This window comes from Marinomonas sp. SBI8L (genome assembly GCF_001624705.1).
Classification (GTDB): Bacteria; Pseudomonadota; Gammaproteobacteria; order Pseudomonadales; family Marinomonadaceae; genus Marinomonas.
Window position 1 is genome coordinate 148,048 of the sequence record NZ_JSEO01000001.1, and the last position, 25,699, is coordinate 173,746.

The window sequence follows — 25,699 nt, forward strand, 5'->3', positions numbered from 1 at the left end:
CTCAATTTATCCCTAAGGTGTAAAACAGTACTAAAAAGCGCTGAAAAATCAGACGGCTCCTAGTCTTCAAAAATCGTTATCGATCTCCAGTTTAGGCCCAGAGCGTATGCAAAACAAGCCTTGAATGAGAGCAAATATCAAGTTAATGAGGGTTTTATTTTAGGGGGTTATAAGCCAAAGGCGATTGTCATTAAACGGTGAAGTAATCTAGGGGCTTTTATCCCTATACTGAGGGGAGAGGGCTTACTTTCAGCTTACCTTGGCCTTAGCGGCCACTTGCTCAAGAGCAAGCTGCACAAACTCTTGTACGGCAGGCATCACACTGCGGTTTTTTAACCAAACCACATGTTCAACAGCCGGCTCATCTGCTTCGATAATATCGAGAGTGAGGTATCTATCATCGGCTCGAATATCATGTTCAAACGCAAAACCGACTCCTAAGCCATGGATCACAGCCTCACAAATTTCATGTCTATGATCTAAACGAATTTGGCTATGACCTTCGATATCATGCGCAGATAAGAGCTTATCTAGACATACTTGGGTGTAACAAGAATGAGCAGAAAAGATTAAAGGATATTCTGCCAAGGTTTTGATACTCACTTCTTTTAACCTGTGCAGTGGACTGGACTTAGCAACAATTGCCACCAGTTTATGACGATGAAACTCGAAGCTAGATAAAGACGCGTGCTTTTTAGCAAGAGGAAACAAACCAATATCCACTTCACGATTTAGCACTTGAGACAAACAATCTGCACTGCTTGTAGAGTTAATCTCTAGGCAGGTTTCCCCATACTGGTGTCGAAACTCTGCTAATAAAGGCATAAAAATAAGAGCGGATGCTGTAGCAATCTTAATGCTTGGTAAAGCGCCTTGGTTTTCGGCTGAAAGCACCGCATCTAAAGCATTGCCTAAGTCCGTATATTGTCTAGAAACTTGATATAGGCGCTTACCATGATTCGTGAGCTCAAATCCGTTTGGTGTTCGTTCTAATAAATAATGGCCAGAACGAGATTCTAACTTACGGATTTGAGCCGTTACCGCAGGCTGGCTAACCTCTAACGCACTCGCCGCTCGTGTAAAATTGCCATGTTCCACCACAGCATTAAAAGCACGAATTTCAGACAGGCTAATACTCATTTTATAAGGTTAATTGCTTGTTGTTTGTGAGCGATGCAATTCTGTTGAAAGAGCCTCATCACGGCGCCAATCTAAGATAGGCCACTTTTTCTCATTGGCGATTTGCGCCAAGCGCTCATCAGGGTTGGTAACGATTGGAAAATCCACATACTCAAGCAAAGGCAAATCATTAATAGAGTCAGAATAGAAATGGCTATGTTCAAATTCACGCCCATTATCAGCCAGCCATTCTTGCAGGCGAATAACCTTGCCTTCACGGTAACTCACCTGTCCAGCAATTTGCTTGGTAGGCATATCGTTTTCATCCATCACAAGATCGATCGCCAACACATTATCTAACTCAAGTAAGGCCGCAATAGGCTTAACCAAGAAGGTCACTGTTGCTGAAATGACTAACACCTCATCACCTTGTTGCTTAATTCGTTTGATTAGCTCAATCGCCTGAGGGTAAAACTTTTGCAACATCACTTGGCTAACAAAGGTTTGAATTCCGGCCTCTAATAAAGGTTTTGAGAATTGCTTGAGCGGTTCAACCTGAAGATTCACATAATCCTGCATCAAGAGTTCGCCTTTATGGTAGAGATCCATCAGCCTTGCTTCTTCTGCCAAAAAGTTTGTCTTATCCATCCAACCTTGATCACACATAAATTCGCAAAATAAAGACGAGCTATCGCCTGCGATTAAGGTTTCATCAAGATCAAAAATATGTAAATCAGTCATGCTTAACCCTTCAAAATATTCTGAGCAAAATGCTTATCATGCCCTTCTATACCGAGTAGTTGGCAGGCGAGTCCACAAATATCAGTTTGCTTAACCGGTTGTCGATCTGATTGCGGACAAAATTCCTGGCCAAGGACCATAAAGGGTACTTCAATTTCTTCAGGGAGGGTACCACCGTGTGAATGATCATTGTTCATACCATGGTCTGCCGTGATCATAATCTGATAGCCCAGCTCTAACCACATGGGTAAAAAGTGAGATAAATAACCATCCATGCGGCGAGCTGAATTACGATACTGCTGGCTATCTAATGCAAATTTATGACCGATATCATCCACGTTCATCGTATGAATTAACAAAAAATCTGGGTCATGCTTTTGTCTTAAATGCTCACCATCCAACAAGGTGTGATGATCAGGATAATGGTCTTGATGATAAAAAATACCTTGTTGAATTGGCATGCTCTCATTATCGGTAAACCTGTGCTTAATCGCATCATAAGGACACGTATTATAAAGCTCACTAATCCAGTGGTAGGCTGCGGCTGCGGTTTTAAGTCCGGCTTTTTGGGCTAGGTGGAAGATGCTTTTTTCAGTGGATAAACGAATCGTGGTGTTATCGACAATACCACTTTCTAAAGGTGTTCTACCCGTTAGAATACATTCGTATAAAGGGCGAGATAAGGAAGGTAGTTCACAGGCCATTTTATAAAGCTTGCCCTGCCCTGCTTGCTCAAGCGCCGCTAAAAAGCCCATACACTCTTTTGCGACTTGGTAGTTCAAACCATCAATCACAATTAAAATTACTTTATTCATACTTTCTGCTCCTACCAAGTACCTCTGCTAGCTGTTTCCTTAAAGAGAAAGCCAAGCAATAAAAAGACAACCAAGTGTTTGAGGAGCAGAATATATAAAAATAAAAGTTTTAGTTATGAATATTGGCAAGCGAACCTTATGTTTATAACATAAGGTTATTTTCTGAAATGTAACTCACTTATTATGAGCTAAAATATCATCTAAGGTGAGTGAGCCGTGAATAAGCGAAAGTTTTTTCTTACGATCTATTTGTTTGATTTTATATTCGATCGACATAGCTTCTCGCTTATCACCTATAGCTTGGTGCCACATAAGCGCCAAAGGCCCTTTACCTCTTAGGTATCGAGCGCCTTTTTTAGAGTTTGAGGCGTGCTCTTTAAAGCGCCTATCTACATCTGTTGTCACCCCAGCATACAAGGTATTCAGGCGTGTACGTATTAAATACACACTCCAAACCTGCTCATCGTCAGAACAAGTTGTTACCTTAACTTGAGGGACTTCTGCATCTATTGTCATAATTTTTTGTATCGCGTATTCATCATCAAGCCCATGTATTTAAGCTTACATGGGCGTGGTTAAATCTAATGGTCAGCCACTAAGGATATAACTAATCTACCAGAATGAAAATCAAAGTTGCTGCCGTCATCATCCCCATAAACCAATTAAAGTTACGTTTACGCTTTACCGAAGTGAGCCACTGTCTAATCGCCACACCAAGACCCGCCCAAAGACTAATCGCAATAAAGCCCATGGTTGCGAAAGCAATCAAGATCCAGATTCCAGACTGCCAATACATGTCCCCTGTTAGCGTAAAGGTACTCACACTACCAATCGCCATGGTCCAAGCCTTAGGGTTCACAAACTGAAATAAGGAGGCCGAATGCAAACGCATGGGTCTGGCTTTTACATCACCCGATTGCAAAGCATTGTCATCCGTTGGTGCGTTAGCAATCTTCCATGCTAACCATAACAAATACAGACTACCCACAACCTTAAGCACATTATACAAAACAGGGTAAAGTTCAAACGCCGCACCTAAACCAACCAGCACAGAGCTAATCAGACACGCCATACCTATTATGATGCCAAACATATGTGGCAAGGTGCGTATGTAACCAAACTGAGCGCCCGAAGCCAGCAACATTAAGTTGTTAGGCCCTGGCGTCACCGACATCACAAAAGCAAATAAAGCAATGGCAAAGAAAAATGACAGTTCCATATTAATCCTCCTTACCTTTTGATTGTCGTTTCATCACATCATGTAATAGACACCATAGATTAGCCTTTTTCGCTTCTTTCATCGCAGCCTGAGGTGCAATCGCCACATCTTTTAGCTGCGCTTGGCTTAAATGGCAGAGTTGACGGCGTGTTGAATAAGTTTTCATTGCGCCTTGGATATTGTGAAATAAAGCAATTAATAGCATCGTCTTCTCCTTCTTGTCTCATACATTATGATTACCCACTTAAATTAGTAATAAACGGGTTTTGATTAAGTGAACTCAGTTTAAAAAACATCCAAAAAACAATACAGACTCAAAAACACCTTATTTAAACCATACAGATGAGATTGAAATTGCCCTGTATTGTCTTTTTAAACACCATCTGTATTGGAATAAATAGGATATCTTGATTAATATTCAAGCTAACTTCCCTTTGATAACAGACAGTCACTATGAAACTCTATCAAAAACTGGCCAACGAATTACGTGAGCATATCCAACAAGGTTATTTTCAAACTGGCGATAAAATGCCCTCTGTCAGACAGTTAGCAAGCCAACATGAGGTGAGCATTTCCACAGTACAGGAAGCCTATCGTCACCTTGAGATGGAGAGTTTGGTAGAGGCAAGACCTAAGTCAGGTTACTTTGCGACACCTAATAGCAACAACCATAGCTTGCCCGAGGTTTCACGACCGCCACAAAGACCTATGGAAGTGTCACAGTGGGAACAAGTACTCACCCAGCTGATCAACAGAGAGAATAAAGGCAATATCCAGCTACAACATGCTATGCCCAATATGGATAGCTCTTCACTAAAGCCTCTCCTTAAAAAGCTTTCAGACCTCACCAAACACAACATTAGCGATAGCTTATCTTATGGCGACGTGAAAGGAGCCTTGGTATTAAGAGAGCAGCTCTGTCGTCTTGCTTTAGGTTTTGGTTGTCACCTTCATCCTAGTGATTTGGTTGTCACTTCTGGCTGCCAAGAAGCCTTATCCGTTTGCCTAAGAGCCGTTGCTGATGCGGGTGAAATTATCGCCATCGAATCCCCAAGTTTTTATGGTTCGATCCAAGCAATTAAAGCCGCTAACCTAAAAGCCATTGAGATCCCTACTCACCCAGTAACAGGCCTTAGTTTAGAAGCGCTAGAACTGGCACTTGATCAGTGGCCTATTAAAGCTATTCTCGTTACACCAACCTGTAACAACCCTTTTGGCTACACCATGCCAAACGAGAACAAACAAAAGCTTTATAAGCTGGCTCAAAGTTATGATATTGCCATTATTGAAGATGATATTTACGGGGATATTTCTTACCAATTCCCAAGACCTAAAACAGTCAAAACCTTTGATGAAGACGGCCGTGTCATGTTTTGCTCCTCTTTTTCTAAAACGATCGCACCAGGCTTAAGAGTTGGTTGGATAGCACCGGGGCGTTATCGCGATAAAGTGACTCATATTAAATATGTCAGTAATTCTATGTGCCCAACTTTGCCACAGCTCGCCATTGCTGACTTTATCAAAACAGGGGGCTATGACAGGCACATAAGGCGCTCTCGCCAAGAATACCGTCAAGCCAGAGATCACTTTATTCAAACGCTTAACAAGTATTTCCCAGCGGAGACAAAAATCAGCCTCCCAGAAGGGGGTTTTATTCTATGGGTTGAGTTACCTAAGCATATCGATGTGGTGAAGCTCTCAGAGGAATGCCAAAAGCATGAGATCAATATTGCCCCTGGCACACTCTTCTCAGTCACAGGGAAGTACAGACATTGTATGCGCCTTAACTTTAGCGAAAAAGATATGAGAACCCGAGAAGACGGCATACGAAAACTGGCTTTCTTAATTAAACAACAAGAGGCAAGTCTAGCGTCTGAAACACATTAAAGAACCTAAAAAGCCCAATTTCATACAAGGTATAAAACTGGGCTTTTAAAACAGATAACTTAAGTGAAAAGCCTTTAGATAAAAGCCTTTTCGCTATAAAAAGTCCTTAGAAGTTCACATCCAACCTCTGACCTTGTGCTTCACTTTCAAGGGCTAACTCTATTAATCTAATGCTATTTAAGCTCTGTTCAGCCCCCATAGGGTCAAAATCACCTGTATTAATTGCCTTAGCTAGATCAGCAAAGAAGTTCTGATAACAGCCTTTTTCTGTTGGAATTAGCTCGACATTTTCTTCATCGAAAAGCTTACCAAATTCAGTTAACTTCTCGGCGCCCCAGTTATCACCAAGAGGTAGCTCTCCCGCTCTCAAACAATCCTCCTGTGGATCTAGTCCGTACTTCACATAACTGGCCTTATCTCCCTGTACTTGAAACCTTAAGTTAGGCCCAGAACAAAATAGGTTAGCAACTAGAATAACTTCTCGTTCTGGATAATGCAGGGTTAAATGGAAATAGTCTGTTGTACTGCCCCCTTTACGCATTACCTTACAGCTGGCATTCAGGCTTTGTGGCAAGCCGAATAAGGTTATTACTTGATCCAAAAGGTGTGGCGCTAGGTCATACAATATACCACCGCCATCGGTCGCTACTTCACGCCAACGCTGCTGTACGTTTGGACGAAAGCGATCAAAGTGAGACTCATAGACTCTAACCTCACCTAACTTTTCTTCCTCTATAAGACGCTTAACCGTCAGGAAATCACCGTCATAACGACGGTTCTGATAGACACTCAGTAACAAGCCCTTTTCTTTAGCCAGCTTGATTAGCGCTTCGCCATCTTGCGAGCGAGTCACAAAAGGTTTTTCGATTAATACATGCTTACCATTCTCCAAAGCTAACTTTGCTAAAGCGTAATGCACGTCATTGGGGGCCGTGATAATGATTAGGTCAGCCTCTGTGTGCACTATCATCTCATCAGCACTTTGGTAATGAGAGACCTCTGGCCAATCCACCAGTACCGCGTCTTTCTTGGAACTGCTCACAGCTACAAAACGAAAAGCGTCTGTAGTCGTAATAAAAGGAATATGAAATGTTTTCGATGAGAAGCCATAACCAACAATGGCCGTTTTAATGCTCATGTTTTAATCCTGTTTGTGTGCTTAAGTTGCTGTTAAGACAAGCGTTTAAGTTAAGGAGTAGAGATAACTAGTATCTCTTATTTACACCAAAAAAGCAGGATAAAAAATAGAAGATTAAAAGAGAGGTAAAGCCTATCAGGCCTTATGAGGCTCGTCCTTGAGCCAAGATAAACGTGACTCTAGGCTTGCTGTTCAATATTAAAAACACTGGTTTTCTTATCCAAATGCTCAACCAGTTGGTAAATTTGGTTAGTGTTGTCTGAAATGATAGTAATAGAATCTGTATCTACTTGAAGCTGCTGCGCTATCTTATCCATATCATCATTCATTAAGACAGCCGTTTTGGATACCTCTAAAATAGACTGGGCCATATGGTTAGCTGATTCAGCCCCTGTTTTAGCTAGGCCTTCAATTTCACGCATGACCTTTTCGGCTTTTTCACCAGATTCTTCAATCGCCAAGAGGTTCTCTTGACCTGTCTTCATGGTGGTAATGGCAGAATTGGTTGAGTTCTGAATTGTACTGACGATATTTGTTATCTTAGCAGTCGCATCTACAGTCTTTTCTGCGAGAGCACGAACCTCATCAGCCACCACAGAGAAACCACGACCGGCTTCGCCTGCCCGTGCCGCCTCAATGGCAGCATTAAGTGCTAACAAGTTTGTTTGCTCAGCTAAATCATTAATCATAGAGATGACACTATCAATATCTAATGATAACTGACCCAACTCATTAAGTTGCTCTCCTGTTTTATTCACAAATTCAGTGGTTTTAGACAGATTATGAAGCGCTTCCTCCATCGTCTTAGCACCACTTTTAGCCGACTCATAGGTATCTTTCGACTGAGCACTTAAATTATCCGTGGTATCTGAAATACTCGAAATATTATTAGAAATCTCTTCTGTAGCAGCCACTAAAGACGAAGTTTGAGTATTGATAGATTGGTTACTGTCAGCAATATTGTTTACTGCGAGATGTAAATTGGCGACCTTTTCATTCACATCCGTTGTGGTATTTACAACACCACTTACCACGTTATTTAAGCCTTCAGACATATCATTGACCGAGCCACATAAGGCATCGAATTCATCATTACGCTTGTTATTAATCGAGAGCCTGACATTAAGATCACCCTCTTTTACTTTTACCAAGTCACTAATGATTTCACTTAGGGTTTTATTCACGCTCTTACCTATTGCCAGCATGATGACACCAGAGAATACAGCGACCAAAACACTCACTAAAATTAAAGTATAAATCGCATTAACAAAGCTCTTATTGGCTAAATTTTTTGCCTCTGCGTTCAAGCTACCTAGGTATTCAGAAACAGAGACTCTATTGTCGACAAACTGTTTTTTCTGACCAACAAAGGCCTCTTCAGCAAGATGGGTCGCTTCGTTTTGCTGAGTCAATTTACCTATCTCAGCAAGATATAAATTAATATTGCCACCAAACTTTTCCTCTAAACCAAAGTTCTGAATACGTTTTATAAAGCCTTGAAAAGTCTCTTCAAATAAAGCCAGATTATCTGGTGTGGTTTCAAAAATATAAATTTTCTCTGCTTCACGAACCTTAATAAATTCACGTTTTACCAAGCTTAAAAATGCAATTTCAGCCAAAACAATATCACCCTGCACTTGCACCTGATTCTTGATACCAGACTTACTATCAAAGCCTAAGCTGTGCCTCTGCTCAATAATATTGGTTAGGGAATCAGAGTACCCCATCAAGCTAGTCTTAGTACTCTCCAACTCAACCCGGCCTTGCTCAGTCTCTATATTGGCAATGTCTAATTCTAAGCTCTCTAAAAAAGCGATTTTGTTCGCGTTAATCGCTTCAACATAAGCCGCATAATTCTCATCATTGAGGGATGACATGCCGTCATGTTTTTCCATCATAGAAAAAACTAGGGAATCTAGATTACTTTCGATATTGGACAAGGTTTGCAACCGATCAGAGGCTGCTTGCTGGGTATTCAAACCATTGAGGGAAACTAAGGTAACGACGATGAAGCCACTTATTGTACAAAAAAGTAAAATAATGAGCTTTATTCTAAAACTAAGATTCTCAAACATACTCGTACACCTATTTCATCTGCTAAAAGATTGCGATTAGCCAGAAACATCCATGTAGGGCACTGATAAAAATAATAATAGTTCAAATTAGCATAATGTGAAGTTAAGCAGCTTTTTGTAATCTATACGTAATCATTTTGTCTAAAAGCGTCTAAAGCATAAAGTTAAGCTTGACCCTGAAAATAATATTATCTCGGCTAAAAAACTTAAAATTGCTGCTAAAGTAGGTTTAATTCATCAAAAATCTATAAAAATAAAAATCAAAAATGAGATATATGCTTAAAACTCTGTTTACAAAAAGTAATAGTTACAGCCTTTCAAGAAACACCAGGTATTGTGATTAGCAATAAGAGAGATAAGTTCGAAGCGGCAAAAAGCTCTGATGGCTATTTTCTAGCATGAGCCAGTTCACGATTTTCAACAAAGGTATAACCATGCCATTCATAAAAAGGCATTTTCCCTTCTTCTATCAAGGTGATTAAAACATCATTAGGTAGGCCTTTTGCCTGAACATAATCTTCAAACAAAATAGGGTTATTAATATGCAAGCTTGCCTCTTGTAGGCCTAAGGTTCTGGCTTCTTCTAAGGTCGCTTTTTGGCTTTTCGTGCTCTTGGCCATTTTTAGCAGCAGCAAAATAGCTAGGGCAACAAGTAAGAGTAGGATGAGTTGTATCATGTCAGCTTCCTATGGTTTGAGGAATACGAGATAAAGCCTCAAGTTTTACAATCATCGCCCATAGTAACCTATGTCGCAATTGAGCCTGAACATTATTGAGCCTCAAGCACCTACTCTCTTCATTAATATCATAAAGAGAGTAGGTAAAAGGGAGCCGTTAGCGGTTTCTCTCTTATCGCGTTAGACCAGGTGAAACTGGCTCTTCATACCTTTTTCACGCTGTGGAATAAGCGCCTGATATTCTTCACTCTCGTACCAATTACGAGCAGCGTCTTTATTTGGGAACTGAATAACCGCTTTTTTCCCAAAAGCAGCGTCACCGTGAAGTACTTCCACATCCCCTTTGGTAATAAAGTGCCCATCAAAAGCAGCAAGCGTTTTCACGGCTTGCTCACTGTATTTAGCTAGCTCTTCAAGGTCGATTAAGTTTGATTCAACAATCACTAAACAAGTCATTCGTATTACTCCTAAGTGTTAAAAAGCGCTCAAAGCGCGATAAAGTTGACTTAGTTTAGAAATACAAAGATTATTAAACAATAACCATAAAATAGACTCAGTGTTTATATTTATGAACAATAAAGTCAAAATGCAAAAGCATGCACACAGAAGCATAAAAGCCATGAATACAATTAAACTTGCTCCGCTCTTACTTATCTTTGTTGAAGTGGCCAAAATGCGCTCTTTTACTCAAGCAGCTAAAAAACTAGGTATGAGCAAGTCCGCCATTAGTCAGCAAATTAAACGGCTGGAAACCGCAACTGATCAGCAGCTTTTAGTAAGAAATACTCGTGGTGTAGTACTGACTTCAGTTGGCGAAAAACTCTTAGCGAAAAGTGAGTTGCTCAGTGAACAATTAAGCATGACACTCACAGAATTAGACAGTGAAAAAGAACAGCCCAGCGGCAGTTTTCGCGTATCAGTCCCGCCCTTTTTTGAGAAGAATATTGTCGTACCTGCCATGGCTCAGTTGTGTACTGAATTTCCGCTAATCAGCCCTGAGATATTGGTAAACGGTCGCTGGCAAGATTTAATCGAACACAACCTAGATGCCGCTATTTTTGGAGGAAATTTAAAAGACTCTAACTACCGTGCTTTATCTATAGGTAAAGTAAGCGAACACTTTTGTGCATCACCTCGTTACCTGAAGCAATTTGGCATACCTAACCAACTTAAAGACCTAGATAAACACAGGTTTATTGCCACACCTTGGCAACAAGACAAGCTACAACTTTTAGATGTAAAAACAGAAGAAAGCATCTCACACCAAGCAACACATTATGCTAAAACCAATACGCCAAACACCGCCCTAGAGATGGTATTAAATGATATGGGCATTGCTATATTGCCTGAGTTTCTCTTGCAACCCCACCTTCTAGAGCAAGAGCTTGAACTCCTGTTACCAGAGACTAGAGGAAGAGCTTGGCACTTTTATTTTTTGCATCAATTTATGGCCGAAAAGCCCGCCCATGTGACACGCTTTTACCAGCTAGTTGTGCACTACTTTCAAAAGAGGATGCGGTAAATTAAATAAGGGAAAAAGAAGAAGGTTGATTTAAGAATTAGTAAAACTGCCATACTTGGCAGCTAATCGTTTATGCCGATATCGAAATAAAGATCGATAGATAGGAAAGGTTAAATGCCCGATAAATTTTAACTTTGGCACAAAGGTAAGCGTATCTGTTACTAGGCTATTTGAATCAAGACGCTTGATTGATCGACTATGACGCCACTCTTTATGAAATATTGTTGTTGAGCTTTCTTCAAAGCCAGTCTCATCTGCTCTTATTAATTTAAACTTATGTCGATCCACTGGCACAAAGCCAAACAGTAAAATTACACTGGTAAAGGCCTCAACATTTATTGGCCAGGACTGTAAATGCTTAGTCTTAAAAGCAATTGGTGAAGTCATTTTTACTATCGGGCGTAATTCGTAATTAACACTTTGCATAGTTAATAAGTCTTCACCTCGTATGTCTTCATCTAATAAAGTTTCAACTTGGAAGCTAAACATACTTGGCCTCAAATACCGCAATAAAAGCAAACAAATTATGTATCAGCTTCAAAACATTTCTATCGCTTTAGAAGCTGTCATTACCTTTATTTCCACATCAGGAATGATTAGATTTTCCCAGCTCCAGTTGTGGTGTTTAATTATCTGCTCAGCACTTAAATGGTCTCTATTTGCTGTGGTATGCCCATCAGAAATGGCTTTTACATTAAAACCCTTACTCAAGCAAGAGCGCAAGCTGGTATCAACACAAAACTCAGTTGCAGCACCTGTAATAAACACCTCGGTTATTCCCTTGGACTTTAATAGGGCCTCCAACTCAGTTTGATAAAAGGCATCACAGGCTGTCTTGGTCAGCTTAAAATCTGTCTCACTTTTATTAAGTTCATTGATTATCTCCCAACCTTGGGAACCTTCAAATAAGCCTTCTTCTTTACTGCTATTATGTTGGATGTAAACAACCAACTCATCAGCACGCCTGAAGCTTTCACCTAAACAATTAATACGTTTTACTACTCCGTTAAAATCATGTCTCGGTGTTTCAAACAGGCCTTTTTGCATATCAATAATAAGTAATGCTTTCATAAGATCCTTCTAGTCGTTGGTTAGTGTTTGTTTCTAATAGATAGAGCTAAATATTAATGAATTGCTTGCTAACCTTCTAGCATTAAGCATGAGAGTTATCATCTGCGACACATGATAACTCTCATCTACTAAGACGCAGCCTTTTAAGCGCAGCTTAACTAAATAAAGACGCATAGCTTCCCTGTTTCTTAATCTCAGATAATTGACGCCCTAGGCCAGCGTACATAGCGTCATAGGCAAAATTACCTGTGCTGATACGCTTCACGCCTAGATCCGCTAATACCTCAAAATTAGGCAGCTCAGGCATAGACATTATATTGATTGGCAAAGGAGTTGTTGCCACTAGCGCTTTAATATCTTGAGCCTTAGTAATACAAGGGAAGAATAACCCGTCAGCTCCCGCCTCTTGATAAGATTTAGCTCTTTCTATCGCTACCTCTAGAGCATTCTCTAGCCCCAATAAAAAAGCATCACATCGTACATTGATAAACATCTCTATTTGACGCACTTTCAATTCTTGGCAAACATGAGATAGCAACTGACTAAATTCGTCTTTAGCAGTTAGATATCTAGTTTCATCAACTCGACTATCCTCAATATTTATACCCACCACACCCAGCTCAGCTAGCTCTTGAATATGATCTGCAATAACCTTAGGGTCCTGACTATAACCTGCTTCAATATCTACCGTTAAAGGCAACAAACTCGCACTAGCAATCCGTTGCACCATAAAAGCTAATTCACTAAAAGGCATTTGCTCACCATCTTCATATCCCAATAAGTTCGCAACAGCTGCACTAGATGTTCCTATAGCTTGGTAGCCAGCCTCTTGTGCACACTTTGCACTAGAAGCATCCCAAACATTTCCAAGTAATAGAGGCATAGTTTGTTGATGAAGTTTTTTAAATTTTTCCATGATATTGATCCTTTGAAACCTTCATACGATTACTGCGCTAGCGACACCGTGTGAGGTTTTCCTTATTTAAAAATGATTAGGCTGTATTCCGTGTTTTCTTGTCATTATCTTGCTAATAAATAAAGAAAAAGGCCAACAACATAAATCGACTTTTTATATAAGGAGTGCTTATAATCTTGTCTAATTTGAACCCAAGGCTTATCCGTTTTGTTTAAAAATATTAATTTATTGGTCACCTTTGAAAGCGCAGCAAGACACAAGAGTTATAGCTTAGCAGCCGCAGAACTTTGTATTTCCCAAGCGGCTGTAAGCCAACAAATGCGACAGTTAGAACAAGGCTTAAACACTCGGTTATTTATCCGTAAAGGCAGAGAAATGCTGCTAAGCCAACAGGGCCAAATGGTATTTGAATGCTCTCAAAAAGCATTGGGGATCATTAATCAAGGGCTGAGCCAACTTCATCAAGAAGACATAGCTGGTGAACTCACCATCAGCTCTACTCAAGCTTTTAGCACACTATGGCTAATGCCTAGGATTCAACGCTTTAGCGAACAACATCCTGAGATTCAAATACGCGTCTCCTCCTCTTCAGGGTTTGAAGATCTAAAACAAGCCCACATTGATTTAGCCATACGCTTTGGTACAGAAGTTGAAGAACAAACCTCTCTTAGCCTTGCCTGTGTCTACTTTGGCGAATCAGAGGTGTACCCCATTTGTTCAGCACAATTAGCAGATAAATTACAACTGAATACACCAGCAGACCTTCTTTCAACTTGGTTGGTTAGCTTAGAAAAGCCTGGGAGTTATGACTGGCAAGATTGGTTTGAGCATGCAGGCGTAACTGGAATAGAAAATCACCAGCAATGGACCAAGGTAGATAGTACGGATATGGCAATTAATGCTGTTGCAAGCGGTCATGGTGTCACCTTGGCCGTGCCTTATTTATGTCAAAAGCAACTTGATACTGGCGAACTCGTCATCCCTTTTAACCTTTCGCATCCAAACTCAGTGAAGCGCTATATGGTTTATGACCCTCACTCTGCCAAGCTATCTCGCTTAAAAGTATTTATGGAATGGTTAAAAGCAGAGATGTCTTAGTCAAAATCAAACCGAATTTAGCACTAAATGCGTCAAACCTGACAAACAACTTACAATAGGACACGTTAGAATAATGAAGACAGCAGAAAAATAAGTAAAAAAGTTAGAAAGAATGTCTTTATGAATCTCGAAAAATTAGTCAAAAAAACGCGCTCAAACATCTCCTTAGCAACCACCCTTTTCACTATCAGTTCAGCACCTTTAGCAGCTACAAATGAAGTACGCGTTTGCTCATTACAGCTACCTCCTCAAACTATGCTAAATAAGCAAGGTGAGCCAGATGGTTTTGCCGTGCGCATTCTTCAAGGCGTATCCAAGCAATTAAATTGGAAGCTAACCTTTATATACAGCCCTTGGATGAGAGTAGTCAATCATGCAAAAAGTGGTAAGTGCGACCTAATGATGACAGTGCTAAATAAAGGAGATTATTCTGAATATATGACCTTTCCTAAGTCCTATATTATTAATCAAAAAAATGTCTTGGTTAAAGCTAAAGGTAAGAAAGTTCAATATTCGGGAGACCTAGAAACATTCATGCGTAAGCATGATATTGCCCTTTATCGTGACAAACGAGTGGATGACAAATTTGAGTATTACCGCAAGCAACCTTGGGCGAAACTTGAAGAAGTAAATCAAATAGAACAGGCAATCATGATGTTATTGGCAAACCGCATAGATGCCTATATCGAGAACGATTTAACATCGGCATATAAATTAAGAGAGCTTGGTTTGTTAGATCAAGTTGAGGTGCTCTCACCTCCGTTAAATACCACCCCAGCCTATATCACCTTCCCCCATGCAGGAAATCTAGTTAACCAAGTTGATAAATACGATAACGCGATAGAAACCTATAAGAAAACATCAGAATATAAAGCGCTAGAGAAGCATTACTTAGGTAATTAAATTACTGGGCTATTATTAGAAAGCGCCATTATTAATAGCGCTTTATAAGAATAGCCAGCGTCTTTTTTCTCATATTAAAAAAGTTTTCTGCAAGTGATTCAGCTACAAAGCTAAGGAAGCACTGAAGCAGGTAACCAGAGCCTTTAACATTCTACCTCTATAGAGTGATCTTTATAAAACATATCCTAGACCTTTTTAGATCGCTTAAAATAACACATAAAAATCATTTCAGATAAAATAAAAAAACATCAATAAAAATCAAAACAAACCATATTATAAATATAATAAAATCATAAAAATGAATAAAACTCATTTAAATCAATGTGTGTAATATTACATCAAAAATCACCTGTAATATTACACCGAAGAGCACCTAAAATATTAAAAAACAAAAAAATAAAATATTTTTAAAAATATATTCAGAATAAATATTGCAAACGCTTTCATTATAAATATAATCCCTCCCGAAAATAACACTGATTTTTTAAAAGCAATACAAGTATAAATAAGGATATTTATGAGTGTAAAAACCTACCCTGTTTCAACAGCTCTAAAAAATTTAATAAATCAAAATAGCGCTTCTAACTTATTTAATCCACTTAACTCAATCGAAGGTGCTTATATAGCCAAAGATTTTCAAGAAGTTATCACCTCAACTCTTAGTGTCGAGTCTGAGTTTGGAGCAATCAGAATCACTGGAATCCCAATAAAAAGCGATGATGAAAATAATCAATTAATGAAATCTATTTGTGATTTGATTGGTGATGCGGTTGGTTTTTCAGGGGAAAATAATGCAACCATGGTGCAAAACTTAGCTCCGAGTGCAAAACATATTCACTCCAAAGCAGGAACAGGTTCTAAAGTAGATTTAGAAGCTCACAGTGACTTAGCTCACTTATATCCCTATAACCCAGATTATTTAATGTTATTTTGCGTTAATTCAGGTTCAGGTGAGCAGCCTAAAACAACACTTTTTGATATCAATGATTTGGGAAAGTATGTTTCTAAAGAAACGTTTGAGCACCTAAAAAACACAAGATACCAATATGATCTTCCTGAATCATTTAAAGGGGATATATCATTTTCAAAGAAAACCTTAAAGTGTCCCATTATTCAAGAAGGTAATAGATTAGAATCATGCTTTCAGTTTAATACAATGAGACCAATAGATGAAAAGTCAAGCGATATACTTTCTGATATTAAATCCATCATTTCAAAAAACTCAGACTATATTAAGTTCGAAACGGGTGATCTAGTTATTTTAAAAAACAAAAGAATGCTTCATGGAAGAAGTGCTTTCACACCAAACTTTAATGAACAAACTCGTTTATTAAAACGTTTATATGTCACAAAGAGTATCAACAATCTAAAAGAGTTTACTCATTATCAAATAAACTCATTAAAGCTATTAGACTCAATCTCTTATGACAACGAAATACAACAAACTGACGTTGCCTAAAACTCAAAAGTATAACTAGTTTAAATCGGAAAAATAATGAAAATTGGAATAATTGGTGTTGGTGGAATGGGCTCAGGAATAGCCAGAAACCTATTAAAAACAGGTAATAAAATATTTGCATATGACAAACAATATAAGTGTGAAAAAGCACTCAATGATCTCGGAATAAACACAGCCTCATCCCTTAAAGAGTTACAAGATGCTTCTGTCATTTTTCTATCTCTACCAGATACAGACTCAGTAGATAACACTGTTTTTGGGCATGGAGGGTTAGTCTCTCTAAATTTCAAAGGAACAATTATTGATACAGGTACAACAGACCCTAGTTTTACGACCAAGGCTGCTGAACAGTTAATCAATCATCATATTAAATTTATTGATGCGCCTGTTTCTGGACTAGAAAGTAAAGCGCTAAAAGGAGAGTTAACAAGTATGCTTGGCTCTTCTAATGAGGAGTTAATTGAGCTAAGAAGCTTAATTGAATCATACTCTAAAACCCTTGTTGTCCTTGGCGGCATAGGTCAGGGCCAATTAGCTAAGATGCTTAACAACGTACTATATAACACAGCATGTGCCAGTGTAGCTGAAATTTTAGCAGTCGCAGTAAAGCATGATATTAACCTAGATGGGTTTTATGAAATTGTTTGTAACAGCACAGGAAACAGTAAAGCCTTTGAAATATTTGTCCCTCTCATTAGACAAGGGATATTTAGCCCCGGAGGAGAAGTAGGTGCAGGACTTTCTATGGAAAAAGCATTTAAAGATATGCTTGCATTCAAAGAAGTTACTCAGAATGAGCCTGAATCTGTACCTGTAACTAATGCATGTTTTCAAACTTACCAAGCCGCTTTAGATAAAGGTTTTGGTGACAAAAACAAAGGTGCCATGGCTCGTGTTTGGCATGATTGGCCAGAAGCTTAAACTTTAAAACGAATTATATCTTCACTTAGGACAAAGAGTATTTCATGGCAGATTATTTAACGTTTGAAATCTTAATGATGGTGTTTGCTGGCGGTCTTGTGGCAGGCATTGTTGACTCCATCGCGGGCGGTGGTGGATTGGTTGCCTTACCTATTCTATTAGGAGTAGGCCTACCTCCAACTACGGCATTAGCAACCAGTAAATTTCAAGCCTTATTTGGAAGTAGCTTTGCTGCAATAAGTTATTATCGAAGAGGCTTGGTCTCACTTGAAGATACAGGTAAAACGATGTTTTTTACCTGTATTGGCGCAATTTTAGGGTCACTATTATTACTAAACACACCCAATGACATACTTAAATATGTTGTACCAGTGTTATTAGTTTGTATTTTCTTATTATTGATATTTAAACCAACACGATTAGAAAACGAGTCTACCTCTAAGTTTCCTAGAAAATTTTTCCCAGGAACATTTGGTACTTCATTAGGTTTTTATGATGGTTTTTTTGGGCCAGGTATTGGGACATTATGGTCAGTCGCATTATCTTTATTTAAGGGGTATAACCTAAAACAGTCCACTGGCACGGCAAAAATTTACAACGCAACAAGTAACTTTGTCGGCGTGGTCGTTTTATTATATGCGGGTGTTATTGTTATACCAATTGCGATTGCAATGGCTATAGGACAAGCAATAGGAGGATATTTAGGGCCAATGATAGTTCCTTGGATTAACTCTCGTCACTTAAGGCTTTCTATGCTGGCTATCATTATTGCGACCATATCAAAATCTGTTCATCAACTACTGATTATTCAATAATAAGTAATCTAACTACGAGCACTCGTTAAGCAATCTAGTGCTCGTCAACTCCTTCTAAATAACAAAAGACTTATTTATACACAAAAAATTCACTTGCCCAAGCACCCTCTACCTTCAAAACTATTTAGCCTGCAAACAACTTAAAGCGCCTTCGTATTTCATTTACCAGACGATGCCTTGAGCTTCTTGGCCTTTCATGTGGTGCAAATAGAGCGCTCGATTTATCTAAAAGATTCACGGCTTTTTCAAGGGAGGTTAATGCCGCTTGTGAAAGCTCATCCGACTCTGAAAGTCGATTAATTTCAAAAATGGCTACCGCCTTAGCCGCGATATCCTCAGGTAAACCAGATTTAGTACATAAACCATAGGTCCCTTGAATAAAATGACCCCAAGCTTCTTTAATATAAGCATCAATTTCAGACACCAGTTTAAAATCATTACACACATGCCCAAGGCTTTTAAGACGCTCTTGTTCAGAGCAATACCTCAGATAAAATAGCTTAAAAACCTCATTCTTAAATTGTATCTCTTGGCAAAACTTATGCTGCAAAACAAGTAAGTCGTCCAGCCAAGAAGCGTAACCTTTGGCATAGAACTCAAGCTCTTGCAGCTCTTCATGCTCCCCAAAGAATGAGTCACAATTCACATCCAAATTAACCTTATAAGAAGGTTTAGGCATGACACCCAAGGCTTGATACTTTTCAAGTTGTCCTGCCATAACTTTAGAAGCGCTAATTAGCTCGTCTTTGGTATAAAAATATTCTGATAGGTATTTGATAAGTTCCAATAGCATTTAAACCTCCTTTTAAGATGAAAGAAGGTGAAAGTAGCATCAGAAAAAGAGAGATACTTCGGTGTTGACCAAAGTAATAGTTTTTGAAAGGTCTAGATTTTTCTAGTTCCCCCGACCCTTCTAGGAATTCATATTAGGTAGCTTAGCTACCGTTTTAGGTACAAAGTTGAGCTGGAGCTCAACCCTATGCATTCCCACGTAGAACATGGGAACGAGGCACATTGGTGAGTTGAAAAAGGCGCTATTTTACTCAGGCTGCTGAATATACTTTTGAATGATGTAGTCTATGTCGCCGTTTAGCTTCATATCAATGATGATTTGATTAAACTCTTTAATAAAGGCCTGTTTGAAAGGGTACTTTCCTTCATTCACATTGGTAAAACCTAGGTAACTTTCTTCGTAAGAAACCATTTTCCCTGAATCGATATTTTCCAGTGCATTATAATGGGAAAAACGTGTTTTAATTCTTTCTAATTCAGTTTCAATTGCTAGCTGATCGTTCACGTAACAATCTATTCTACCTGTTCCTACCATTAATAAATTTTGTTCTGCACGTAGTGATTCAGACATATATATTTTTTTGTTTTTTACGGCATCTAAAAATGCGTCGCCACCTAATAAGTAACCACTGCTCTGCCCTATGGTTAAACCAAAATAGTCTTCTGGCCATCTTTTTCGATTGAATGAATCGACACTTTTGTTACAAACCAGGATGGTTTTTTCGGTGAAGATAGGTGCTGAGTAAGGCTCGATATAAGGGCGTCTATTTGGATAGTAATAAGGCGGAAAAAGCGCAAATGCTTTACCTGTATTGAGCAGGTTTAAGCCTCGCTCCCAAGGGACGGCAACTAAATTTACCTGGTAATCATCCATTTTATCAAAGGCTTGCGTGAGCACATCGATATAAACACCTTTGAAGACACCGTTTTCTTCCCATGAATAAGGGCGGTATGAAGCATCACCATAGACGGTAACTGTGTGTTTTTGCGTGGCGAGAGTCACTAAACTAAAACTAAGGAGTAAGCCGGTAATTATAATTTTTCTTATCATTAACAACTCAATTTATAATGGATTAATGAATGCTGTTCATCGTCTCTTATTCTTTGATCCTATCAGTAATAAAAAGGTGAACCAATACTCATTAAGCTTAAGTTAGCCTTTATATTCATTTTATCTAATATGATTTATGTTATTCATGTGTTTCAACGTTTTCTGAGCTAAGTTAGCTCAATATTATGGTAAGTTGGTTTTCGAAAACGCTATTACTCATCCATTCACCTTTGAATGAGTATAAATTTTAAATGAATAGTGAGTTATTTTTGAAAGCTTTTTAACGCCTGCAAAGCTGCGTCTGCTTTCTCTTTTTGAACAAAGATATGATCATGGTAATAAGCGGCAATCACATTGGCACTAATGTCATGTTCGGCAAGTTTAGTGGCAACGGCGGCGGTGAGTCCAACCGCATCTAAGCTTGAATGGACAGTCAGTGTGATACAGCTAAAAACAGATTCGTAAGCAAGCTTGTGAGTATCCGCCATGGCCTGTTCTAGCACTAGGGTGAGGCCCTCTTCTTCCATAAAGGTGGCGATAGGTTTCATGTTGAGGCTGCTAGCAAGGTCAGTATTTTGAACAGTACAAAAAACATAGTCTTGCTCTAATACATTAGGTTGCATGCTTGAGAGTAAGGTATCGAGATTCGTTTCACCTGACATAATAACGCCTCATTTCATAGGTTTATGATGGATTCTAACTAGGTTTAAAGACTTTTCACACTGTCTCGTTCGACCAAACATGGTTCAAGCTCAACTATTTGATTATTATCCGAGTTAGTCTCAATTTTTTTCAGCAACATGTCTACTGCTTGTTTGCCTAAGTCGTATTTAGGCTGATGTATAGTCGTCAATGAAGGCGTGATGTATTTAGCAAGATTAATGTCATCGTAGCCCATGATAGATAGATCATCAGGTACGCGAATGCCCTTCTTGCTGGCAGCGTTAATCACACTCATGGCCATCATGTCGTTGCATACAAATAAAGCGCTGGGCAATGGCCCTTTCTCATAGATTTCTAAGAAGGCTTTTTCGCCTCCTTCGCAAGCAAAGTCACCGGTTGCAATCCAATCTTGATTGACCGCTAACTTGGCTTCTTCCATGGCTTCTAAATAACCTGAATAGCGCTGCATGGCTGTTTGTTTGTCTAGCACACCTGTGATGCAGCCAATGTCTTTATGGCCTTTTTCGATAAGATATTGAGTGGCTAAATAACCCCCATGGTGAGAATTATCTTGAATTTTATCGCAAGGAAAGTCGGTTGGGCCCCAATCCATTACCACGGTTGGTATGGGTTTGTGATGAGAGAAAAGCGAAAAACCTTCGGTGTTTACTTCGCTACACATGAGCAAAAGCCCATCGACACGCTTTTGAAGCAGCGTATCTAGGTTGGCGTTCATGCGGTCAATATCATCTTCTGTGTTACACAAGATAAGGTTGTAGCCTTGTTCGTAGCAGCGTCTTTCAACGCCTTTTAATACTTCACTAAAAAAGGGGTTAGCTGAGGTGGTCACTAACATACCGAATGTCTTGGTATTATTGACTTTGAGGCTGCGGGCTAAAGCCGATGGGGCGTAACGAAGATCTTCTACTGAAGCTAATACTCGCTTAGATACATCTTCACTGACATAGCGGGTTTTATTAAGCACATGACTGACTGTTGAGGTGGATACACCAGCATGCTTTGCTACATCTTTTATTGTCGCCATTGATTAACCTTATTTAAAACATCTTGAGGGTTCTAAGTTCTTTTGGCGCTTTTCATCCAATTAAACCAGTATACCCAGTTTCTTCAAACTTATTGTAGTTTGCAGAATAAAAGTACCGAATATCAAAAAGATAGTCACTATTTAACAGGCATCTATTACACAATTCACACATAAGATACTTGTTGTATTCAGGCACTTTTCAATACATTTTCGCACATAAAAAAGGGGCTTTTTAACTAAAACCCCTTTCTCATTTTTGCTCAAATTAATGCTTATTTCGCAATAATTTTTAACGGTACTGCGATGTTCTTAACAACAGTTTCTTGTTTAAGAATTTTATCTGCTGTTGCCACACCTAAAGAGCCGATTAGACCAGGCTGTTGAGCAACCGTTGCGGCTAGTAGTCCACGTTTAACCGCAGCGATACCATCATCAGTGCCATCAAAACCAACAATCATCACGTCTTTACCAGAGGCTTTAATTGCTCGTAGCGCGCCTAATGCCATTTCGTCATTTTGAGCGAAAACCGCTTCTACATTTGGGTTAGCCGCGAGTAGGTTTTCCATCACGTCTAGGCCCTTTGCTCTGTCGAAGTCAGCAGGCTGACTAGCGAGTAGGTTCATCTTGCTTGAATCAACTGCTTGCATGAAGCCTTGGCCACGTTCACGGGCAGCAGAGGTACCTGCAATACCTTCTAGTTGTAACACTTTAACGTTAGCACCTAGTTTGTCGGCAATGTATTTACCTGCCATTGCGCCACCCGCAACGTTATCAGATGCGATGTGGCTGACAACATCACCACGGGTTGCACCGCGGTCCAAAGTCAATACAGGAATATCAGAACGGTTCGCAATACGAATTGCATTAGATACCGCATCAGAATCGGTTGGGTTAATTAGAATAGCTTTAACACCTCGAACCGTTAGATCTTCTACGTTTGCTAGCTCTTTACTTGGGTCATTTTGAGAGTCTAAAACGATCAGTTTATAACCTAGTTTAGCGGCTTCAATTTCAGCGCCACCTTTCATAGCGACAAAGAAGGGGTTATTCAATGTCGAGACAACCATTGCCAAGGTGTCTTGTGCTAATACCGTTGAGCTGACTGAGGCAGACACCAAAACAGCAGATACCATGCTTACTAACTTTTTCATTCTATTTACCTTTTTTAGAGTTATGAGAAGGTGCTAATAAGGCACCTTCCTTGGTTCTGCCACCTATTCCTTCATTCAGATAAATGCGGCAGGGTGACGATGAGTTACTTGTTTTTGTTGTCTACCAGCACGGCCAGCAGAATCACGACAGCTTTTGCTATCATTTGATAATAGGAAGACACATCTAAGAGATTTAACGCATTATTCAAGAAGCCTATGATGAGCGCACCGATGAGAGTGCCCATAATGCGGCCCTTACCACCTGCTAGGCTGGTACCACCAAGAACTACGGCGGCAATCGCATCTAGTTCGTAGCCCATACCTGCTGTCGGTTGAGCCGAAGACAGCCTTGAGGTCACTATGAGCCCAGCCAAAGCAGCTAACAAACCACAAATGGCGTAAACTCCAATTTTGACTCTATCCACATTTATGCCAGATAAACGGGTGGCGGATTCACTGCCCCCGACCGCATAAACATAACGACCAAAACGAGTGTGATTAAGCAGATACCAGACGCTGGCGAACACAAGCACCATGAGCCAGACAGGTACAGGAATACCAAAAAGGTAACCAGTTCCGATGAGTGAGAAGGTGTCAGAAACATCACTAAAGCCAGTCGAAATAGGTCGTCCATCGGTATAAACCATGGTGACACCACGTAATAATGTCATCCCGACTAGGGTGGCGATAAATGCCTGTACTTTACCTTTTGAAATAATAATGCCACTTGCCGCACCCAAGGCCGCCCCTGCAATCAAGGCAATAGGTACAGCGAACATAACAGGGACTTCTAAGCCGATCAGAGTCGCGGCAAACGCACCACATAAAGCTAAAATAGAACCCACACTTAAGTCGATTCCTGCGGTGAGAATCACCAGTGTCATGCCCACAGCAATGATGGCATTGACTGAGGTTTGTCTCAAAATATTGAGAATATTCCCCATGGTAAAGAAGTTAGGATTCAAAAAAGAAACGATAACTATCAGTAAGATAAGCGCAATAAGCGACTTCTGTTCAATTAACCAAGCCCTACTGAATAGGGTCGTTTTACCTAATGACTTATTAGTCATAGATGCTGGCTTATTTAATAAGCTCATTGGGTTACCTCACTATATTGACGACCTACAGCACAGGCCATTAACTTTTCTTGATTTGCATCCGCTGCGTTAAACTCACCACTCACACGCCCTTCATGCATAACGAGAATACGATCACTCATTCCCAGCACTTCTGGCATTTCAGAGGAAACCAAAATAATGCTCATTCCTTTCGCTTTAAATTGGTTAATCAGTTGATAGATTTCTTTCTTGGCGCCGACATCTACGCCGCGGGTTGGCTCATCTAAAATAAGCACTTTTGGATCTGTCATCAGACCTTTAGCAATCGCTACTTTTTGCTGATTACCGCCGGACAAGTTGCCAATGATTTGATTTTGACTTGGGGTTTTCACATTGAATAAACGGATAAACTCAGCCACTGAGGAGGCTTCTTCTTGATGTTTAAGCTGTAAGCCTTTGGAAAGGTCAGCCAAAGAGCATAAAGACATATTCTCTTTTACCGATAAACCAAGCACGAGACCATCACCTTTTCTGTCTTCTGAGATGTATGCGATACCTGAGTCTAGCGCTTTCTTTGGTGTGTTAGCACTTACTAACTTGCCATCCAACAGCACCTCACCAGAATCCCTTTTTAGGGCGCCATAAATGACTTTCATTAATTCGGTGCGGCCTGCTCCCATGAGCCCGCAGACACCTAAAATTTCACCTTGATTAAGGCGAAAGCTCACGTCTTTTACACCTTCTGCACAAAGGTTTTTTACCTCTAAAGAAGGCTTACCCTCTTGTACACCAATACGTGGATAAAGCTCGTCTAGACGACGACCCACCATTTTTTCTATTAGGCTTTCTTCGTCTATATCCGCAACTGGATGTTCAGCGATAAACTTACCGTCTCTTAATACGGTAATGTCATCACAAATTTCAAAGATTTCTTTTAGACGATGAGAAATGTAGACCACACCACAGCCTTCTTGGCGTAGCTCTTTTATGACTTCAAATAGCGATGCTGTTTCTGTATCTGTCAGCGCATCTGTTGGCTCATCCATGATAATAACTTGAGATTTGAACGACAGCGCTTTGGCTATTTCAACCATTTGCTGCTCGCCTAGACTCAAATTGCCTAGCCTTTCGCGGGCACTATGCTTTACGTTCAATCTTTGTAAAAGTGCATCGGCTTCTTGGTACATCTTGTTCCAGCTAATGGCACCAAAGACATTGGTCTTTTCACGCCCAAGAAAGATGTTTTCAGCGATGGTTAGCTCAGGCAGAAGGTTGAGTTCCTGGTGAATAATGCTAATGCCGCTGAGCTGTGAGTGGCGAGGGTCATTAAAACGAACCTGCTTTCCTTGATATTCAATCCCACCTTTGTCCATTTGATAAATACCCGTCAGCACCTTCATCAAGGTCGACTTGCCAGCACCGTTTTCCCCTAATAAAGCCATGACTTTACCCGGATAAACATTCAAATAAGCACCATCTAGGGCTTTTACCCCAGGGAAGGATTTTTCAATTTTATTGAGGGTTAAAATTGCTTGTTTCATATCAATTCTTATTATTTGTTTT

The 25,699-nt window shown here is 39.8% G+C and carries 27 protein-coding genes; 7 read left to right on the top strand and 20 right to left on the bottom strand.

What is annotated here, in order from left to right; all coding sequences use genetic code 11:
• Positions 1 to 249 precede the first annotated feature (249 nt).
• The 6 genes from OA91_RS00645 to OA91_RS00670 form a co-directional block, all read right to left on the bottom strand.
• Complete coding sequence (locus OA91_RS00645) at positions 250 to 1,140, bottom strand: LysR family transcriptional regulator (protein ID WP_063338476.1); 891 nt, start codon at positions 1,138 to 1,140, stop codon at positions 250 to 252.
• 9 nt (positions 1,141 to 1,149) lie between these two features.
• Positions 1,150 to 1,860, bottom strand: coding sequence for an HAD family hydrolase (locus tag OA91_RS00650; RefSeq protein WP_063338475.1), 711 nt, complete (start codon positions 1,858 to 1,860; stop codon positions 1,150 to 1,152).
• A gap of 2 nt (positions 1,861 to 1,862) precedes the next feature.
• Positions 1,863 to 2,675, bottom strand: coding sequence for an alkaline phosphatase family protein (locus OA91_RS00655; RefSeq protein WP_063338474.1), 813 nt, complete (start codon positions 2,673 to 2,675; stop codon positions 1,863 to 1,865).
• A 174-nt stretch (positions 2,676 to 2,849) separates the two neighbouring features.
• Positions 2,850 to 3,191 (bottom strand): GIY-YIG nuclease family protein, encoded by a 342-nt coding sequence (locus OA91_RS00660; protein WP_046016175.1) that lies wholly within the window; start codon positions 3,189 to 3,191, stop codon positions 2,850 to 2,852.
• Positions 3,192 to 3,282: 91 nt separating this feature from the next.
• On the bottom strand, positions 3,283 to 3,894 hold the full coding sequence (locus OA91_RS00665; RefSeq protein WP_063338473.1) for a LysE family translocator: 612 nt from the start codon (positions 3,892 to 3,894) through the stop codon (positions 3,283 to 3,285).
• Position 3,895: 1 nt separating this feature from the next.
• The gene (locus OA91_RS00670; protein ID WP_046016173.1) at positions 3,896 to 4,099 is read right to left on the bottom strand and encodes a hypothetical protein; all 204 of its coding nucleotides are present in this window, start codon (positions 4,097 to 4,099) and stop codon (positions 3,896 to 3,898) included.
• Positions 4,100 to 4,347: 248 nt separating this feature from the next.
• Between OA91_RS00670 and OA91_RS00675 the strand changes: the two genes are divergently transcribed.
• Entirely contained in the window at positions 4,348 to 5,781 is a 1,434-nt protein-coding gene (locus OA91_RS00675; RefSeq protein ID WP_046016172.1) for an aminotransferase-like domain-containing protein, read from the top strand.
• 106 nt (positions 5,782 to 5,887) lie between these two features.
• Here OA91_RS00675 and OA91_RS00680 read toward each other — a convergent pair whose 3' ends face one another.
• From OA91_RS00680 to OA91_RS00695, 4 genes are all read right to left on the bottom strand, one after another.
• Entirely contained in the window at positions 5,888 to 6,919 is a 1,032-nt protein-coding gene (locus OA91_RS00680; RefSeq protein ID WP_063338472.1) for an oxidoreductase, read from the bottom strand.
• A 179-nt stretch (positions 6,920 to 7,098) separates the two neighbouring features.
• Positions 7,099 to 8,994, bottom strand: coding sequence for a methyl-accepting chemotaxis protein (locus tag OA91_RS00685; RefSeq protein ID WP_063338471.1), 1,896 nt, complete (start codon positions 8,992 to 8,994; stop codon positions 7,099 to 7,101).
• A 386-nt stretch (positions 8,995 to 9,380) separates the two neighbouring features.
• Positions 9,381 to 9,671 (bottom strand): hypothetical protein, encoded by a 291-nt coding sequence (locus tag OA91_RS00690; RefSeq protein ID WP_063338470.1) that lies wholly within the window; start codon positions 9,669 to 9,671, stop codon positions 9,381 to 9,383.
• A gap of 180 nt (positions 9,672 to 9,851) precedes the next feature.
• Positions 9,852 to 10,127, bottom strand: a complete 276-nt coding sequence (locus tag OA91_RS00695; protein WP_046016168.1) for a DUF1330 domain-containing protein — start codon at positions 10,125 to 10,127, stop codon at positions 9,852 to 9,854.
• Positions 10,128 to 10,290: 163 nt separating this feature from the next.
• On the opposite strand from OA91_RS00695, the gene OA91_RS00700 reads away from it, so the two are divergent.
• Positions 10,291 to 11,193 carry a LysR family transcriptional regulator gene (locus OA91_RS00700; RefSeq protein ID WP_063338584.1) on the top strand — a complete coding sequence of 301 codons (903 nt, stop codon included), beginning with the start codon at positions 10,291 to 10,293 and terminating at the stop codon, positions 11,191 to 11,193.
• Positions 11,194 to 11,223: 30 nt separating this feature from the next.
• Here the strand turns inward: OA91_RS00700 and OA91_RS00705 are convergent, their stop codons facing one another.
• The 3 genes from OA91_RS00705 to OA91_RS00715 form a co-directional block, all read right to left on the bottom strand.
• Positions 11,224 to 11,682, bottom strand: a complete 459-nt coding sequence (locus tag OA91_RS00705; RefSeq protein ID WP_063338469.1) for a hypothetical protein — start codon at positions 11,680 to 11,682, stop codon at positions 11,224 to 11,226.
• A gap of 48 nt (positions 11,683 to 11,730) precedes the next feature.
• Positions 11,731 to 12,264, bottom strand: a complete 534-nt coding sequence (locus OA91_RS00710; RefSeq protein WP_063338468.1) for a cysteine hydrolase family protein — start codon at positions 12,262 to 12,264, stop codon at positions 11,731 to 11,733.
• A 154-nt stretch (positions 12,265 to 12,418) separates the two neighbouring features.
• Entirely contained in the window at positions 12,419 to 13,180 is a 762-nt protein-coding gene (locus OA91_RS00715) for an isocitrate lyase/PEP mutase family protein (RefSeq protein ID WP_063338467.1), read from the bottom strand.
• A gap of 207 nt (positions 13,181 to 13,387) precedes the next feature.
• Here OA91_RS00715 and OA91_RS00720 point away from each other — a divergent pair, with 207 nt between their 5' ends.
• From OA91_RS00720 to OA91_RS00740, 5 genes are all read left to right on the top strand, one after another.
• Positions 13,388 to 14,278: a LysR substrate-binding domain-containing protein gene (locus OA91_RS00720; protein WP_063338466.1), complete on the top strand. Its 891-nt coding sequence runs from the start codon at positions 13,388 to 13,390 to the stop codon at positions 14,276 to 14,278.
• Positions 14,279 to 14,398: 120 nt separating this feature from the next.
• Positions 14,399 to 15,181, top strand: a complete 783-nt coding sequence (locus OA91_RS00725; RefSeq protein WP_063338465.1) for a substrate-binding periplasmic protein — start codon at positions 14,399 to 14,401, stop codon at positions 15,179 to 15,181.
• A gap of 517 nt (positions 15,182 to 15,698) precedes the next feature.
• Positions 15,699 to 16,640, top strand: coding sequence for a TauD/TfdA family dioxygenase (locus OA91_RS00730; protein WP_063338464.1), 942 nt, complete (start codon positions 15,699 to 15,701; stop codon positions 16,638 to 16,640).
• A 36-nt stretch (positions 16,641 to 16,676) separates the two neighbouring features.
• Positions 16,677 to 17,561, top strand: a complete 885-nt coding sequence (locus OA91_RS00735; RefSeq protein WP_063338463.1) for an NAD(P)-dependent oxidoreductase — start codon at positions 16,677 to 16,679, stop codon at positions 17,559 to 17,561.
• Between the two features lie 44 nt (positions 17,562 to 17,605).
• Positions 17,606 to 18,376 (top strand): TSUP family transporter, encoded by a 771-nt coding sequence (locus OA91_RS00740; RefSeq protein WP_063338462.1) that lies wholly within the window; start codon positions 17,606 to 17,608, stop codon positions 18,374 to 18,376.
• Positions 18,377 to 18,500: 124 nt separating this feature from the next.
• On the opposite strand, the gene OA91_RS00745 is transcribed toward OA91_RS00740, so the two are convergent.
• The 7 genes from OA91_RS00745 to rbsA all read right to left on the bottom strand — a co-directional run bounded on the left by OA91_RS00745 (position 18,501) and on the right by rbsA (position 25,677).
• Positions 18,501 to 19,169: a DUF6058 family natural product biosynthesis protein gene (locus OA91_RS00745; RefSeq protein ID WP_197477684.1), complete on the bottom strand. Its 669-nt coding sequence runs from the start codon at positions 19,167 to 19,169 to the stop codon at positions 18,501 to 18,503.
• Between the two features lie 246 nt (positions 19,170 to 19,415).
• On the bottom strand, positions 19,416 to 20,219 hold the full coding sequence (locus tag OA91_RS00750; RefSeq protein WP_063338461.1) for a substrate-binding periplasmic protein: 804 nt from the start codon (positions 20,217 to 20,219) through the stop codon (positions 19,416 to 19,418).
• Positions 20,220 to 20,482: 263 nt separating this feature from the next.
• A complete protein-coding gene (locus OA91_RS00755) occupies positions 20,483 to 20,881 on the bottom strand; it encodes an ACT domain-containing protein (protein ID WP_063338460.1) in 399 nt (132 codons plus the stop codon).
• Between the two features lie 44 nt (positions 20,882 to 20,925).
• Positions 20,926 to 21,927, bottom strand: a complete 1,002-nt coding sequence (locus OA91_RS00760) for a substrate-binding domain-containing protein (protein ID WP_063338459.1) — start codon at positions 21,925 to 21,927, stop codon at positions 20,926 to 20,928.
• 272 nt (positions 21,928 to 22,199) lie between these two features.
• Positions 22,200 to 23,078, bottom strand: a complete 879-nt coding sequence (rbsB, locus tag OA91_RS00765) for a ribose ABC transporter substrate-binding protein RbsB (protein ID WP_063338458.1) — start codon at positions 23,076 to 23,078, stop codon at positions 22,200 to 22,202.
• A gap of 104 nt (positions 23,079 to 23,182) precedes the next feature.
• Entirely contained in the window at positions 23,183 to 24,175 is a 993-nt protein-coding gene (rbsC, locus tag OA91_RS00770; RefSeq protein WP_231870276.1) for a ribose ABC transporter permease, read from the bottom strand.
• A complete protein-coding gene (rbsA, locus tag OA91_RS00775; RefSeq protein ID WP_063338457.1) occupies positions 24,172 to 25,677 on the bottom strand; it encodes a ribose ABC transporter ATP-binding protein RbsA in 1,506 nt (501 codons plus the stop codon). Before rbsA ends, rbsC begins: the two co-directional genes overlap by 4 nt.
• Positions 25,678 to 25,699 lie beyond the last annotated feature (22 nt).